Annotated in this window: 13 protein-coding genes; all 13 read right to left on the bottom strand. The window is 69.4% G+C overall.

Features of this window, described 5'->3' with window-relative positions:
- Nucleotides 1-42 precede the first annotated feature (42 nt).
- A complete protein-coding gene (locus ROZ00_10485) occupies nt 43-957 on the bottom strand; it encodes a D-alanine--D-alanine ligase (protein ID MDT3736644.1) in 915 nt (304 codons plus the stop codon).
- Entirely contained in the window at nt 954-1,868 is a 915-nt protein-coding gene (gene murB / locus ROZ00_10490) for a UDP-N-acetylmuramate dehydrogenase (GenBank protein ID MDT3736645.1), read from the bottom strand. Before murB ends, ROZ00_10485 begins: the two co-directional genes overlap by 4 nt.
- Complete coding sequence (gene murC / locus ROZ00_10495; protein MDT3736646.1) at nt 1,855-3,246, bottom strand: UDP-N-acetylmuramate--L-alanine ligase; 1,392 nt, start codon at nt 3,244-3,246, stop codon at nt 1,855-1,857. Before murC ends, murB begins: the two co-directional genes overlap by 14 nt.
- A complete protein-coding gene (gene murG, locus ROZ00_10500; GenBank protein ID MDT3736647.1) occupies nt 3,243-4,301 on the bottom strand; it encodes an undecaprenyldiphospho-muramoylpentapeptide beta-N-acetylglucosaminyltransferase in 1,059 nt (352 codons plus the stop codon). The genes murC and murG overlap by 4 nt, the downstream gene beginning before the upstream one ends.
- On the bottom strand, nt 4,298-5,407 hold the full coding sequence (gene ftsW / locus ROZ00_10505; protein MDT3736648.1) for a putative lipid II flippase FtsW: 1,110 nt from the start codon (nt 5,405-5,407) through the stop codon (nt 4,298-4,300). Before ftsW ends, murG begins: the two co-directional genes overlap by 4 nt.
- Nucleotides 5,408-5,472: 65 nt before the next feature.
- Nucleotides 5,473-6,858: a UDP-N-acetylmuramoyl-L-alanine--D-glutamate ligase gene (gene murD, locus ROZ00_10510; GenBank protein MDT3736649.1), complete on the bottom strand. Its 1,386-nt coding sequence runs from the start codon at nt 6,856-6,858 to the stop codon at nt 5,473-5,475.
- A complete protein-coding gene (gene mraY, locus ROZ00_10515; protein ID MDT3736650.1) occupies nt 6,855-7,943 on the bottom strand; it encodes a phospho-N-acetylmuramoyl-pentapeptide-transferase in 1,089 nt (362 codons plus the stop codon). Before mraY ends, murD begins: the two co-directional genes overlap by 4 nt.
- A gap of 147 nt (nt 7,944-8,090) precedes the next feature.
- Nucleotides 8,091-9,488: a UDP-N-acetylmuramoyl-tripeptide--D-alanyl-D-alanine ligase gene (gene murF, locus ROZ00_10520; GenBank protein MDT3736651.1), complete on the bottom strand. Its 1,398-nt coding sequence runs from the start codon at nt 9,486-9,488 to the stop codon at nt 8,091-8,093.
- Entirely contained in the window at nt 9,485-10,978 is a 1,494-nt protein-coding gene (locus ROZ00_10525) for a UDP-N-acetylmuramoyl-L-alanyl-D-glutamate--2,6-diaminopimelate ligase (GenBank protein ID MDT3736652.1), read from the bottom strand. Before ROZ00_10525 ends, murF begins: the two co-directional genes overlap by 4 nt.
- The gene (locus tag ROZ00_10530) at nt 10,975-12,702 is read right to left on the bottom strand and encodes a penicillin-binding protein 2 (protein ID MDT3736653.1); all 1,728 of its coding nucleotides are present in this window, start codon (nt 12,700-12,702) and stop codon (nt 10,975-10,977) included. Before ROZ00_10530 ends, ROZ00_10525 begins: the two co-directional genes overlap by 4 nt.
- The gene (ftsL, locus tag ROZ00_10535; protein MDT3736654.1) at nt 12,699-12,965 is read right to left on the bottom strand and encodes a cell division protein FtsL; all 267 of its coding nucleotides are present in this window, start codon (nt 12,963-12,965) and stop codon (nt 12,699-12,701) included. The genes ROZ00_10530 and ftsL overlap by 4 nt, the downstream gene beginning before the upstream one ends.
- A 4-nt stretch (nt 12,966-12,969) precedes the next feature.
- Nucleotides 12,970-13,890: a 16S rRNA (cytosine(1402)-N(4))-methyltransferase RsmH gene (gene rsmH / locus ROZ00_10540; GenBank protein ID MDT3736655.1), complete on the bottom strand. Its 921-nt coding sequence runs from the start codon at nt 13,888-13,890 to the stop codon at nt 12,970-12,972.
- Between the two features lie 115 nt (nt 13,891-14,005).
- On the bottom strand, nt 14,006-14,452 hold the full coding sequence (mraZ, locus tag ROZ00_10545) for a division/cell wall cluster transcriptional repressor MraZ (protein ID MDT3736656.1): 447 nt from the start codon (nt 14,450-14,452) through the stop codon (nt 14,006-14,008).
- Nucleotides 14,453-14,610: the final 158 nt, after the last annotated feature.

Consider the following 14,610-nt stretch of genomic DNA (forward strand, 5'->3'; position numbering starts at 1 on the left):
CTGTCCCAGAATCCGGTGTTGTCATTCGTTTTTCTCTTTGCCTTAGCCAAGCGTTGCCTGCTCCAGGATCTTCACGCACAACGTCTCGAAATCGATGCCGACGGCGCGCGCCGCCATCGGCACCAGCGAATGTCCCGTCATGCCCGGCGAGGTGTTCATCTCCAGCAGCCAGGGCTTGCCGGCGGCATCCAGGATCAGGTCGGCGCGGCCCCAGCCGCGGCAGTCGAGCAGCTGCGCTGCTTCCATCACCAGGGCCTGGATCGTTTCCTCGGCCGATTCAGGCAGGCCGCTCGGGCAGAAATATTTCGTCTCGTCGCTGAAATACTTGTTCTGCCAGTCGTAGTTCCCGCCCGGCGCGACGATGCGCACCAGCGGCAGGGCCTGGTCACCGAGGAAGGCGGCCGTCAGCTCCTCGCCCGCGATGAACTGCTCGGCGATCACCAGCGGGTCGTGTTTCACGGCCGCTTCGTAGGCCGCACACAGGTCGGCCGCGCGCGTCACCTTGGTGGCGCCGACGCTGGAGCCCTCGCGCGCCGGCTTGACGAACAGCGGCAGGCCCAATTCGTCGGCCACGGCATGCCAGTCGGTGTCGGCCCTGAGGAGGTGCCAGGCCGGCGTCGGCAGCTGGCTGGCATGCCAGACCATCTTGGTGCGCCACTTGTCCATGGAAAGCGCCGAGGCCATCACGCCGCTGCCGGTGTAGGGAATGCCCATCAGTTCGAGTGCGCCCTGCACCGTACCGTCCTCGCCGCCGCGGCCGTGCAGGGCGATGAAGGCGCGCTGGAAGCCGGCCTCCCTCAGCGTCCACAGCTGCCGCTCGGCCGGATCGAAGGCGTGCGCGTCGACGCCGCGCTTCTGCAATGCCGCCAGCACGGCGCTTCCCGACATCAGCGAAATCTCGCGCTCGGCCGACGCGCCGCCCATCAATACCGCCACTTTTCCGAATTGCTTGCTCACGGCCTCTCTCCGACTATCCGCACTTCCCGCACCAGTTCGATGCCGAATCGCTCCTGCACGCCTGCCTGCACCTTCCCGATCAGCGCCTCGATGTCCGCCGCCGTGGCCCGGCGATCCGGATTCACGATGAAATTCGCATGCTTCTCCGACACCCTCGCCCCGCCGACCTGCAGCCCCTTCAGCCCGGCCGCCTCGATCAGTCGCGCCGCATGGTCGCCCGGCGGGTTGCGGAAGACCGAGCCGGCGTTCGGCTGCTGCAGCGGCTGGCTGGCGATGCGCTTCTCCAGCAGCGCGCGGATGCGCGCGCGCGAGGCCGCACCCTCGCCTGCAGGCAGGCGGAACCAGGCGGCGGCGAACACCTCGTCGCTCGCGGCGCGCAGGCCGACATGGCGGTAGCCGATCTCGAAATCCTCGGCGCGGCGCTCGCTCAGCCTGCCGTGCCGATCCAGCATCAGCACGCGATCGACGATGGCCCAGGTCTCGCCGCCGTAGCAGCCGGCGTTCATCGCCAGGGCGCCGCCCACTGTGCCGGGAATGCCGGCGAGGAACTCCGCGCCGGCGAGGTCGCGGTTGGCGGCAAAGCGCGCCACCTTCGGGCTGGCGACGCCGGCCTCGGCATAGACGAGGCCATCGGCAAAAGTCAGCCTCCCCAGCACGGCGTGCAGGAACACCACCGTGCCATTGAAGCCGCCATCGCGCACCAGCAGGTTGCTGCCGAGGCCGACGAACAGCAGCGGCTCGTCGATGCGGGTGGCGCGCAGGTAGGCGGCCAGATCGTCGAGGTCCGCCGGCAGGTAGGCGCGCGCCGCCGCGCCGCCGGCGCGCCAGGTGACGTGCCGCGCCATCGGCTCGTTGAACCGCAGTTCGCCGCGCAACCCGCTCTCCAGTCGCTTCAGTTCAGACATGTCCATGCGCCAGCTTTCCCGGCACGCCGCCGATCGATCCGGCGCCCATCGTCAGCACCACGTCGCCGTCGCGCGCCACGTTCAGTATCTGCTGCGGCATCTCGCCGATGTCCTCGACGAAGATCGGCTCCAGGGCGCCGGTGACGCGGATCGCCCGCACCAGCGAGCGGCCGTCGGCGGCGACGATCGGCGCCTCGCCGGCCGGGTACACCTCGGCCAGCAGCAACAGGTCGACGGTCGTGAGCACCTTGACGAAATCCTCGAAGCAGTCGCGCGTGCGCGTGTATCGGTGCGGCTGGAAGGCCAGCACCAGGCGCCGGCCCGGGAAGGCGCCGCGCGCGGCCGCCAGCGTCGCCGCCATCTCCGCCGGATGGTGGCCGTAGTCGTCGATCAGGGTGAAATGGCCGCCGGCCTTGAGCGGAATCTCGCCGTAACGCTGGAAGCGCCGGCCGACGCCCTTGAACTCCGCCAGCGCCTTGACGATGGCCGCGTCCGGCACGCCGACCTCGTCGGCCACGGCGATCGCGGCCAGGGCGTTCTGCACGTTGTGCACGCCGGGCAGGTTGAGCACGATGTCGAGCTTCGGCGCGGAACCCGGCCGCAGCACCGAGAACTTCATCTGCGCCCCCTCGTGGCGGATGTTCACCGCGCGGATGTGGGCCGTCTCGGCGAGGCCGTAGCGCACGATCGGCTTGGAGACGGCGGGCATGATCTCGCGCAGGTTGCGGTCGTCCTCGCAGAGGATGGCGGCGCCGTAGAACGGCAGGTGCTGCAGGAAGTCGACGAAGGCCTGCTTGAGCCGGCCGAAGTCGTGGCCGTAGGTCTCCATGTGGTCGGCGTCGATGTTGGTCACCACGGCGATCACCGGCGCGAGGTGCAGGAAGGAGGCGTCGGACTCGTCGGCCTCGGCGACGATGAACTCGCCCGAGCCGAGACGGGCGTGCGCGCCGGCGCTGTTCAGCCGCCCGCCGATGACGAAAGTCGGATCGAAGCCGCCTTCGGCGAGCACGCTCGCCACCAGGCTGGTGGTGGTGGTCTTGCCGTGGGTGCCGGCCACGGCGATGCCCTGCTTGAGGCGCATCAGTTCGGCCAGCATCAGTGCGCGCGGCACGACGGGGATCTGCCGCGTGCGCGCCAGCAGCACTTCCGGGTTGTCGTCCTTGACGGCGGTGGACACCACCACGGCGTCGGCCTCGGCGATGTTCTCGCCGCGGTGGCCGATATGCACCTGGGCGCCGAGGCCGGCCAGGCGCCGCGTCGCGGCGTTCTCGGCAAGGTCGGAACCGCTCACCTCGTAGCCGAGGTTCACCATCACCTCGGCGATGCCGCTCATGCCGGAACCGCCGATGCCGACGAAGTGGATGCGGCGCACTTTATGCTTCACTTGGCCGCCTCCATGCACACTTCCGCCACGGCCCGGGTCGCTTCGGGTTTGGCCTGCGCACGCGCCTTCTCGGCCATCGCCGCCAGCCGCTCGCGCGTCAGTTCGCGCAGCAGTCCGGCGAGTTTTTCCGGCGTGAGCTCCGGCTGCGGCAGCAGGATCGCCGCGCCGGCCTCGGCGAGGAAGCGCGCGTTGCCGGTCTGGTGGTCGTCCACGGCATGCGGGAAGGGCACCAGCACGCTGGCGACGCCGGCGGCGGACAGCTCGGCGACGGTGAGCGCGCCGGCGCGGCAGACCACCAAGTCGGCGGCGGCATAGCGCGCCGCCATGTCGTCGATGAAGCCGAGCAGTTCCGCCTCCACCCCGGCCACCGCGTAGGCGGCGCGCAGCGCGTCGATCTGCTTCGCGCCGGACTGGTGCGTCACGCGCGGCCGCTCGCCGGCGGGAATCAAAGTCAGTGCCCGCGGCACGGCGTCGTTGAGGGCCTGGGCGCCGAGGCTGCCGCCCACCACCAGCACGTTGAGCGGACCGCTGCGGGCGGCGTAGCGCTGCGCCGGCGCAGGCAGGCCGGCGATCTCGGCGCGTACCGGATTGCCGGTCCACTCGCCCTGCTTCAGCACATTCGGAAAGCCGCTGAGAACTCGGTCGGCAACGCCGGCCAGCACGCGGTTGGCCAAGCCGGCCACCGAATTCTGCTCATGCACCACCAGCGGCCGCCCGGTCAGCGCCGCCATCATGCCGCCGGGGAAGGTGACATAGCCGCCCATGCCGAGCACCACGTTCGGCTTGACGCGCGAGAGCTGGCGCAAAGCTTGCCAGAAGGCGCGCAGCAGGCTCACCGGCAGCAGCAGCTTGCGCAGCAGGCCCTTGCCGCGCAGCGCCTTGATGCGCACCCAGGCCATCTCGTAGCCGCGCGTCGGCACCAGCTTCGCTTCCATGCCCTCCGGATTGCCCATCCAGACGATGCGCCAGCCGCGCTCATGCAGGTAGTCCGCCACCGCAAGCCCGGGGAACACATGCCCGCCCGTGCCGCCGGCCATGACGAGAATCGTCTTCATGCCGGTTGCCCCCGCATCAAGGCTCGATTCTCATAGTCGACGCGCAGCAGGATGGCGAGCGCCACGCAATTCGCCAGAATGCCCGAGCCGCCGAAGCTCATCAGCGGCAGGGTCAGGCCCTTGGTTGGCAGCAGGCCCATGTTGACGCCCATGTTGATGAAGGCCTGCACGCCGATCCAGATGCCGATGCCCTGCGCCACCAGTCCGCCGTAGGCGCGCTCGAGCAGCAGGGCCTGGCGGCCGATGGCGAAGGCGCGCTGGACAAGGAGGCCGAACAGCACGATCACCGCCAGCACGCCGACGAGGCCCAACTCCTCGGCGATCACCGCCAGCAGGAAGTCGGTGTGCGCCTCCGGCAGGTAGAACAGCTTCTCGACGCTCGCTCCCAACCCGACGCCGAACCACTCGCCGCGGCCGAAGGCGATCAGCGCGTGCGAGAGCTGGTAGCCCTTGCCGTAGGCGTCCGACCACGGGTCCATGAAGCCGAAGATGCGCTCGCGCCGGTAGGGCGAGGTCCAGATCAGCGCGACGAAGGCCAGGGCCAGGAAGAGGAACAGCAGGGTGAACAGCCGCGCGTTGATGCCGCCGAGGAAGAGGATGCCCATGGCGATGCAGATGATGACGACGAAGGCGCCGAAATCCGGCTCGCGCAGCAGCAGGCCGCCGACCAGCGCCATGACCAGCGCCATCGGCACGAAGCCGCGGCGGAAGCTGCCCATGTCGGCGAGCTTGCGCACCGTGTAGTCGGCGGCATACAGTACGGCGAACAGCTTCATCAGCTCGGAGGGCTGCAGGTTGACCAGGCCGAGCGGCAGCCAGCGCCGCGCGCCGTTGACCTCGCGCCCGATGAACGGCACCAGCACCACCACCAGCAGTGCCACGCCGAGGAGGAACAGCCAGGGCGCGCCCTGCTGCCAGACGCGCAGCGGCACCTGGAACACCACCACCGCGGCGATCAGTCCGATGACCAGGAAGACGCTGTGGCGGATCAGGAAATAGGCCGGCTGGTGGCCGGTGAAGCGGCTGCCCTCGGCGGTGGCGATGGAGGCCGAGTACACCATCACCAGCCCGAACAGCAGCAGCGCCAGGGCCGGCCACAGCAGCATGGGATCCAGCTCCTGCGGCTGGGCCGGGCTGCCGGCGCGATACCGATGCAAGGTCTGGCTGGCGCTCACGACGCCTCCTTCTGCCGTGCCGCGGCCAGCTCGCGCACCGACAGGGCGAAAACTTCGGCGCGGTGCGCATAGTTGCGGAACATGTCGAAGCTGGCACAGGCCGGCGAGAGCAGCACGGCGTCGCCGGCGCGCGCGGCCACCGCCGCCTTGCGCACGGCCTGGTCCATGTCCTGGGCGTGGATGATGGGAATGCCGCAGCCGGCCACGGTGGCCTCGATTTTCATGGCATCGCGGCCGATCAGCACCAGAGTGCGGCCATGGGCGGCCAACGCCGGGCCCAGAGGCGAGAAATCCTGCCCCTTGCCGTCCCCGCCCGCGATCAGCACGATCTTGCGGCCCAGCCCTTCGAGCGCCGCAACGGTGGCACTGACGTTGGTCCCTTTGGAGTCGTCATACCAGGCGACGCCGTCGATCTCGGCGATGCGCTCGACGCGATGCGGCAGGCCCTGGAAGTCGCGCAGCGCCGGCAGCAGCGGCGCCAGCGGCAAGCCGACGGCGCAGCAGAGGGCCAGGGCGGCAAGCGCGTTGGCGGCATTGTGCAGGCCGCTCACGGCCAGCTCGTCGGCACGCAGCAGGCGCTCGCCCCCGTGCATCAGCCAGCCGTCGGACAGGCCGAAGTCGTCGGCGCCGGCAGGCGCATCCAGGCCGAAAGTCAGCCTGCGCGAGGCGGCGCGCGCCATGGCCATGACGCGGGCGTCCTCGCGGTTGAGCACCTGCACGCCGCCGCCGGCGAAGATGCGCGCCTTGGCGGCAGCGTAGTCGTCCAGGCCGGCGTAGCGGTCGAGATGGTCGTCGGAAACATTGAGCACCGCGGCCGCCTCGGCCGCCAGGCTCACCGTCGTCTCCAGCTGGAAGCTCGACAGCTCGAGCACCCAGACCTCCGGCAGCTTGCCGGCGTCGAGGCAGGTCATCAGGGCGGAGAGCGCTGCCGGACTGATGTTCCCGGCCACCGCCGTCACCTTGCCGGCGGCGCGGCAGAGCGCGCCGGCCAGCGCCGTCGTCGTGGTCTTGCCGTTGGTGCCGGTAATGGCGATCACCTTGCATTGCTCGCGTACGCCCAGCTCGCGCAGTGCACCGGCGAACAGCTCGATCTCGCCGAGAATCGGAATGCCTCGCCGGGCGGCCTCCGCCACCACCGGCTCATTGAGCGAGAGTCCGGGCGACAACCCGATCAGCTCGGCGCCGTCGATCAGCTCGTCGTTGAAGGAGCCGGTCAGCAGTGCCGCGCCGGGGGCGCTGCGCTTCAGCTCGGCGGCAAACGGCGGCTCCTTGCGCGAATCGGCCACGCGCACGCGGGCGCCCTGGCGAGCGAGCCATTGCGCCATGGCCAAGCCCGACTCGCCGAGCCCCAGCACCAGAACCGTTTTGCCTTGCCAGCTCATCTCAGTTTCAGCGTCGACAATCCGAACAGCACCAGCATGATCGTGATGATCCAGAACCGGACGACGACCTGGGTCTCCTTCCAGCCCTTCAATTCGTAGTGGTGGTGCAGCGGCGCCATGAGAAAGATGCGCTTGCCGCCGGTGGCCTTGAAGTAGGCGACCTGGATCATCACCGACAGCGTCTCGACGACGAACACGCCGCCCATGATGAACAGCACGATCTCCTGGCGCACCACCACCGCCACCGTGCCGAGCGCCGCGCCCAGCGCGAGTGCGCCGACGTCGCCCATGAACACCTCCGCCGGGTAGGCGTTGAACCAGAGGAAGCCGAGGCCGGCCCCGCACAGGGCGCCGAGGAACACCGCCAGCTCGCCGGCACCGGGGATGAAGGGCAGGCCGAGATATTTGGAGAAGCCGGCATGGCCGGCGACGTAGGCGAAGATGGCCAGCGCGCCGGCCACCATCACCGTCGGCATGATGGCCAGGCCGTCGAGGCCGTCGGTGAGGTTCACCGCGTTGCTGGTGCCGACGATGACGAAGTAGCTGAGGATGACGAAGCCGACGATGCCCAGCGGATAGGCCACCGTCTTGAAGAAGGGCACGATCAGCTCGGTCTGCGCCGGCAGCGTCGCCGTCGTGGCCAGGAAGATCGCCGCCGCCGCGCCGATCAGCGACTGCCAGAAGAATTTCGCCCGCGCCGACAGCCCCTTCGGGTTGCGATGCACCACCTTGCGCCAGTCGTCCACCCAGCCCACCGCGCCGAAGCCCAGGGTCACCAGCAGCACCACCCAGACGTAGCGGTTGGAGAGATCGCCCCACAGCAGCGTGGTGACGCCGATGGCGATGAGGATCAGCGCGCCGCCCATGGTCGGCGTGCCGGTCTTGGCAAGATGCGATTGCGGTCCGTCGTCGCGCACCGCCTGGCCGATCTTCTTCTCCGCCAGCCAGCGGATCACCGCCGGGCCGAACAGGAAGGAAATCACCAGCGCCGTCATCGCCGCCAGCACCATGCGCAGCGTGATGTAGCCGAAGACATTGAAGACGCGGAAGTCCTTCGACAGCCATTGCGCCAGCTCAAGCAGCATGCCGCCCTCCTTCCGCACCCGCATCGCTGGGGAAACCGGAGGGCACGGCAGGCGGGGTCAATGGATTATCCAAGCAGCCCCACCGGGTCGCAGCATCAATGCTGGCTCGTCCGCCCATTCCCGCTACCATGCCCTCCGCGTTCCCCATCAATGCGCTCCGTTTCCCGATTTGCCGTCGTCTGCGACGGCATCCGCCACGCGCTCCATGCGCATGAAGCGCGAGCCCTTCACCAGCACCACCGTGTCGGCGCCGAGCTGCGGCGCCAGCGCCTCCAGCAGCGCCTCGGCGTCGGCGAAATGCCGGCCGCCGGCGCCGAAGTTGCGCGACGCCAGCTCGCTGTGCTCGCCCAGGGCGAACAGCTGGTCCACGCCCTGGCTCTTGGCGTAGCCGCCGATCTCGTCGTGGAACTGCCCGGCCTGCCCGCCGATCTCGCCCATGTCGCCGAGCACGAGGATCTTGCGGCCCGGCGTGGAGGCCAGCACGTCGATGGCCGCACGCACCGAATCCGGGTTGGCGTTGTAGCTGTCGTCGATGAGCACCGCACCCGCGGCGGCCGGCCGCACCTGCAGTCGCCCCTTCACGCCGGCGAAGGAAGTCAGTCCCGCCGACACGGCGGCGAGCGAGGCGCCCGCCGCCAGCGCCGCCGCGGTGGCGGCAAGGGCGTTCCTCGCGTTGTGCAGGCCGGGCACGGCGAGCGCCACCTCGATGGCGCCCTGCGGCGTTTCGATCGACAGCAGGCTGCCGAGCGCCTTCGGCTCCGCGCGCCCGCGCACGTCGGCCGGCTGTTCCAGGCCGAACGTCAGCAGGCGGTGCCCGGCGCTCATTTCCCGCCAGAGGCCGGCGAAGGCATCGTCGGCATTGATCACCGCCGTGCCGCCGGAGCGCAGCCCGTCGAAAATCTCGCCCTTGGCGCGCGCCACCTCGGCGACGCCGCCCAGCCCGGCAAGATGCGCGCGCTGGGCGTTGTTCACCAGCGCCACGGTCGGCTGCGCCAGTCGCGTCAGGTAGGCGATCTCGCCCGGATGGTTCATGCCCATCTCGATCACCGCGGCGCGATGGCTGCCGTGCAGGCGCAGCAGCATCAGCGGCAGGCCGATGTCGTTGTTCAGGTTGCCCGTGGTCGCCAGCACGGCGAGTTCGGGATCGTAGCCTTCGCTCAGGGCGCGGGCGCGCAGGATCGCGGCGATCATCTCCTTGACCGTCGTCTTGCCGTTGCTGCCGGTGACGCCGATAAGGGGGATGTCGAAGCGGGCGCGCCACGAGGCGCCGAGATAGCCGAACGCCAGGCGCGTGTCGGCCACCGTCAGCAGCGGCAGTCCGGACGAACGGCCTGCCGCCCAGTCCCGATCGACCATCGCCGCCGCAGCGCCGCGCTCGGCGGCGGCCCCGACGAATTCGTGGCCGTCGAAATTTCCGCCCTTGAGGGCGATGAACAGTTCGCCGCTGGCGATCGTCCGGGTGTCGGTCGACACGCCCTCGAAGCGCGGATTGCCGTAGAGCGCCGTGCCGCCGGTGGCGAGGGCCGCTTCCATCAGGCTCATCATCGCGACGGGCCTCCACGGCTGGCGAGCGCGGCCACGGCACAGTCGACGTCGGAGAACGGCTGGCGCCGGCCGGCGATTTCCTGGTAGGCCTCATGGCCCTTGCCGGCGATCAGCACCACATCCCGGGCATCGGCCTGGGCCAGCGCGGCGCGGATCGCCTCGGCGCGGTCGGCAATCGTGCGTGCCCCCGGCGCCCCGCGGGCGATGTCGGCAAGAATGGCTTGCGGGTCCTCGTCGCGCGGGTTGTCGCTGGTGAGAATCACCGCATCGGCCCGGCGCGCCGCGACCTCGCCCATTTGCGGCCGCTTGCCCGGGTCGCGGTTGCCGCCGCAGCCGAAGACGCAGACGAGACGGCCGCCGCGCGCGGCAGCGGTTTCGCGCAGCGCCGCCAGGGCCTGGTCGAGCGCGTCCGGCGTATGCGCGTAATCGATCACCGCCAGCGGCTGGCCCTCGCCGCCGACGGCCTGCATGCGGCCGGGCGAAGAAGTCAGTCTCCGCAACACGGCGGCCGCCCGGTCGAGCGCCACGCCGGAAGCCAGCAGCGTGCCCAGCACGGCAAGCAGGTTGGCGACATTGAACTCGCCCACCACCGGAGCCTCGATGTCGGCGCGGCCCTGCGGCGTGACCGCGGTGAAGCGCAGCCCGCGCGGCGCCGCCGCGATGCCCTCGGCGGCGAGCAGGACATCGACGCCATTCGCGGTCTCCCCCCGCAGGGTATAACCCGTCACCGGCACGCCGCGGCCGGCAAGGTCGCGGGCGATCTTGCGGCCGAGCGCATCGTCGAGATTGAGCACGGCCGCCTTCAGTCCGGGCGTGGCGAACAGCTGCTCCTTCGCCGCGCCATAGGCTTCCATGCTGCCGTGGTATTCAAGGTGGTCGCGCGTGAGGTTGGTGAACACCGCGACGTCGAAATGCACGCCATTGACGCGCCCCTGGTGCAGGCCGATCGAGGAGACTTCCATCGCCGCCGCCTGTGCACCCTGCGCGAGGTAGCCGGCGAAGAGGCGGTGCAGGGTGAGGGCGTCAGGCGTGGTGTTGAGGCTTTCTTCCAAGTGCCCCGGGAAGCCGCAGCCGAGCGTGCCGATCACCGCGCAGCGGCGCCCGAGCTGCGCGAAGGCCTGGGCGATCCACTGGCTCACCGAGGTCTTGCCATTGGTGCCGGTGACGCCGACCGTCCACAGCTTCTCCGAGGGGCGGCCGTACACCAGGTGGGCGATCCAGCCGGAGAGCGCCTGCAGCTCGTCCGCCGCCACATTCGGCACGTCGATGGCGGGCGCCTCCACGCCCTGGCGCTCCCACAGCACCGCCGCGGCGCCGCGCGCCACCGCATCGGCGATGTAGCGGCGGCCATCGACGCGCGCGCCCGGGAAGGCGACGAACACCTCCCCCGGTGCCACCGCGCGGGAATCCGCGCAGAGGGCCGTCGCCGTCACGCCTTGCCTTTGCAGTTCATCGAGCACGCGTTGTGCTTCTCCCAGTTCACGTTTCACAGGCTCTCCGGCACCACCGCCGCATCCCGCGCCACCTGCACGGGCTTCAGCGGTGCGTCCGGCGCCACGCCGAGCGTGCGCAGGCTGCCGGCCATCACCTGGGCGAAGACCGGCGCCGCCACCTCGCCGCCGTAGTACTTGCCGGCGGAGGGCTCGTCGATCATCACCGCCACCAGCAGGCGCGGGTCCGACACCGGCGCGAAGCCGACGAAAGCCGCCACGTAGCGGTCGGCGTACTGGCCGGCCTCCAGCTTGTGCGCCGTGCCGGTCTTGCCGGCGACGCGGTAGCCCGCGATCTGCGCCTTGGGCGCGGTGCCGCCGGGCAGCACGGCCATCTCGAGCATGGCGCGGACCTCGCGCGCCGTCTGTGCCGAAAAAACGGATTTGCCCGCGATCGGCGGTGATTCCAGCCGGGTCAGAGACAACGGGATCAGGTCGCCGTCGCGGGCAAATACCAGGTAAGCGCGGGCCAGCTGCATCAGCGTCACCGAGATGCCGTGGCCGTATGACATGGTGGCCTGCTCGATCGGCCGCCAGGTCTTGAACGGGCGCAGGCGGCCGCCGACTTCGCCCGGAAAGCCGAGCCGCAGCGGCTGGCCGAAGCCGAGCGCGTCGAACATCTGCCACATTTCCTCCGGGGAGAACGCGCCGGCGATCTTCGCCGTGCCGACGTTGCTCGACTTCTGGATCACCTGCGCCACCGTCAGCAGGCCATGCGGATGGGCGTCATGGATGGTGGCGTTGCCGATGGTGAGGCGTCCCGGCGCCGTCTGGATCTGCGAGTCGAAGCGGAAGCGGCCCTTCTCCAGCGCCAGCGCGGCGGTGAAGGGCTTCATCGTCGAGCCCGGCTCGAACACATCGGTGAGGGCGCGATTGCGCAGCTGCGCCCCGGTCAGCTTGACGCGGTTGTTCGGGTTGTACGCCGGCAGGTTGGCCAGCGCCAGCACCTCGCCGGTCTTGGCGTCGAGCACGACGACGCCGCCGGCCTTGGCCTTGTGCTCGGCCAGCGCCTGCTTGAGGTGGGTGAAGGCGAGGTATTGCACCTTGGCGTCGAGGGCCAGCGTGATGTCCTTGCCGTCCTGCGGCGGCTTGATGCTCTCGACATCCTCGACGATGCGGCCGAGGCGGTCCTTGATGACGCGGCGGCTGCCCGGCTTGCCGGCGAGCTGGGCATCGAGGGCGAGCTCGATGCCTTCCTGCCCCTTGTCCTCGACGCCGGTGAAGCCGAGCATGTGCGAGGTCACCTCGGCCGCCGGATAGTAGCGGCGATACTCGCGCTGCAGATGGATGCCGGGCAGGTTGAGCGCGGCGACCTTCTCAGCCGTGTCGGGCGGGATCTGCCGCTTGATGAAGACGAAGTCCTTCTCCGCGGCAAGACGGCGGTTGAGTTCGCGCACGTCCATCTCCAGCAGGCCCGCCAGTTCGCGCGCCTGCGCCGGCGCCAGCCGGGCGTCCTCGGGAATCGCCCAGACCGACTTCACCGGCGTGGACACAGCCAGCATGTCGCCGCTGCGGTCGGCGATGCGGCCGCGCGTGGCCGACAGTTCGATCACGCGGGCATAGCGCGACTCGCCCTTCTGCTGCAGGAAGTCGTTGCGCACCACCTGCAGGTACACCGAGCGTGCCGCCAGGGTGCCGAAGGCCAGCAGGATCAGCGCGGCAACGAAGCGTGCGCGCCAGGCCGGCAGCAGTTGCGACAGCAATGGGCTGTTGGCGAACTTCACCGCGGCACCTCCACCGCCAGCACCTGCCCCGCCGCCGGCGGCTTCATGTGCAGCCGCTCGCGGGCGAATTTCTCGACCCGCGAATGCGACGCCCAGGTGCTCTGCTCCAACTGCAGCTGGCCCCACTCGACTTCCAGCTGGCGCATGCGCTCCTGCTCGCGCTCCAGGTCGGTGAACAATTTTCTCGCCTTGTGCTGCGAGGCCACCCCCCCCAGCGCGCTGGCCAGGACAATCGCGATGAGGGCGAGGTTCAGCCGGAGCACGGCGTCAGGTCCTTTCCGCCACGCGCATCACGGCGCTGCGGGCACGCGGATTGGCGCCGACTTCCGCCAGAGAAGGGGTAACCGGCTTGCCGACCAGCTTCAGCCGCGGCGGCGGCAGGTCGGCGGCGCGCACCGGCAGGCGCGAAGGCAGCTGCGGCGGACGCGATTCGTCGCGCAGGAAGCGCTTGACGATGCGGTCTTCGAGGGAGTGGAAGCTGATCACGGCAAGGCGGCCGCCGGACTTGAGTGCTGCAACGGCCTGGGGCAGGACTAGCGACAATTCCTCAAGCTCCTGATTGACGTGAATCCGTATAGCCTGAAAGCTGCGCGTCGCCGGATGCTGGCCTTGCTCGCGCGTGCGGACGGCCGATGCCACGATCTCGGCAAGTTGTCGTGTGGTTGCGATAGCCCCCCCTGCCCGAGCAGCAACAATCGCCTTTGCAACCGCATTAGCAAACCGTTCTTCGCCATAATTTTTTATCACCTCCGCGAGTTGCTGCTGGCTCGCCTGCGCCAGCCATTCCGCCGCCGTCTGGCCGCGGGTCGTATCCATGCGCATGTCGAGCGGCGCTTCCTGCCGGAAACTGAAGCCGCGCTCCGCCTCGTCCAGCTGCGGGGAGGACACGCCCAGATCCAGCAATATCCCATCCACCTGCTCAACACCTTCCGCCTTCAGCACTTCGCGCAAGCGGCCGAAGGCGGCATGGATCACTTTCAGGCGCGTATCGGCAATCTCCCTGCCCGCCGCGACCGCCGCCGGATCCCGATCCAGCGCGATCAGCCGCCCCTGCTCGTTCAGCTGCCCGAGGATCAGCCGGCTGTGACCGCCGCGGCCGAAGGTCGCATCCACGTATACCCCGCCCGGCTTCACCGCCAGGGCGTCGACCGCCTCCTCCAGCAGCACCGTCTTGTGCTGCGCATTCAATTCGCCATCCCCCGGCCCCCCTTCCCGCGGAAGGGGGTGACGGTGGTTCGCGGGCCATGCCCGCTCCGTGCTGTTGGCTGCGCCGCCCTTGGGGCGGCCCGGCGGGCGGCGGCGCTCACAGCGTGAGCGTCTCCAGTCCCGGCGGCAGCAGCTTGTCGCCGAGGGCAAAAATCGCTTCCTGCTGCTGCTTCCAGCCGGCATCCGACCAGAGCTCGAAATGGTTGCCCTGGCCGACCAGCCAGACCTCCTTCTCAAGGCCGGCGTACTGGCGCAACTCCGGTGCGATCAGCACGCGGCCGGCCGCATCCATCGTCTCTTCGCGGGCGAAGCCGATGAGCAGGCGTTTCAACAGGGCGGATTGCTGTTCGAGGCTGGGGGCCTGGAGCACTTTGTCGCGGATGGGCTCCCAGGCCGGCAGGGGATAGATCAGGAGGCAGCGGTGGGGATGCGCAGTGAGCACTAACGTGCCATCGGCAGCGGCAGACAGCCCCTCGCGATGCCGCGACGGCACCGCCAGGCGTCCCTTCGCGTCAAGATACAGCGCCGCAGCCCCCTGGTACATCCGACCCCCTCCTTTGGCAGGAAACCCTAAATCCAGATTTCCCACTTTTTTCCACTATTTCCCACTTTAGTTGAACTCTAATGCAGGGTCAAGCGGAAAATTGCGAATTTTTCTAGGCGCAACAAAGACTTAAAGGGTCGACTTGAGATAAAATCTTG

Origin of the sequence: Denitratisoma sp. (genome assembly GCA_032027165.1) — a bacterium.
Classification (GTDB): Bacteria; Pseudomonadota; Gammaproteobacteria; order Burkholderiales; family Rhodocyclaceae; genus Desulfobacillus.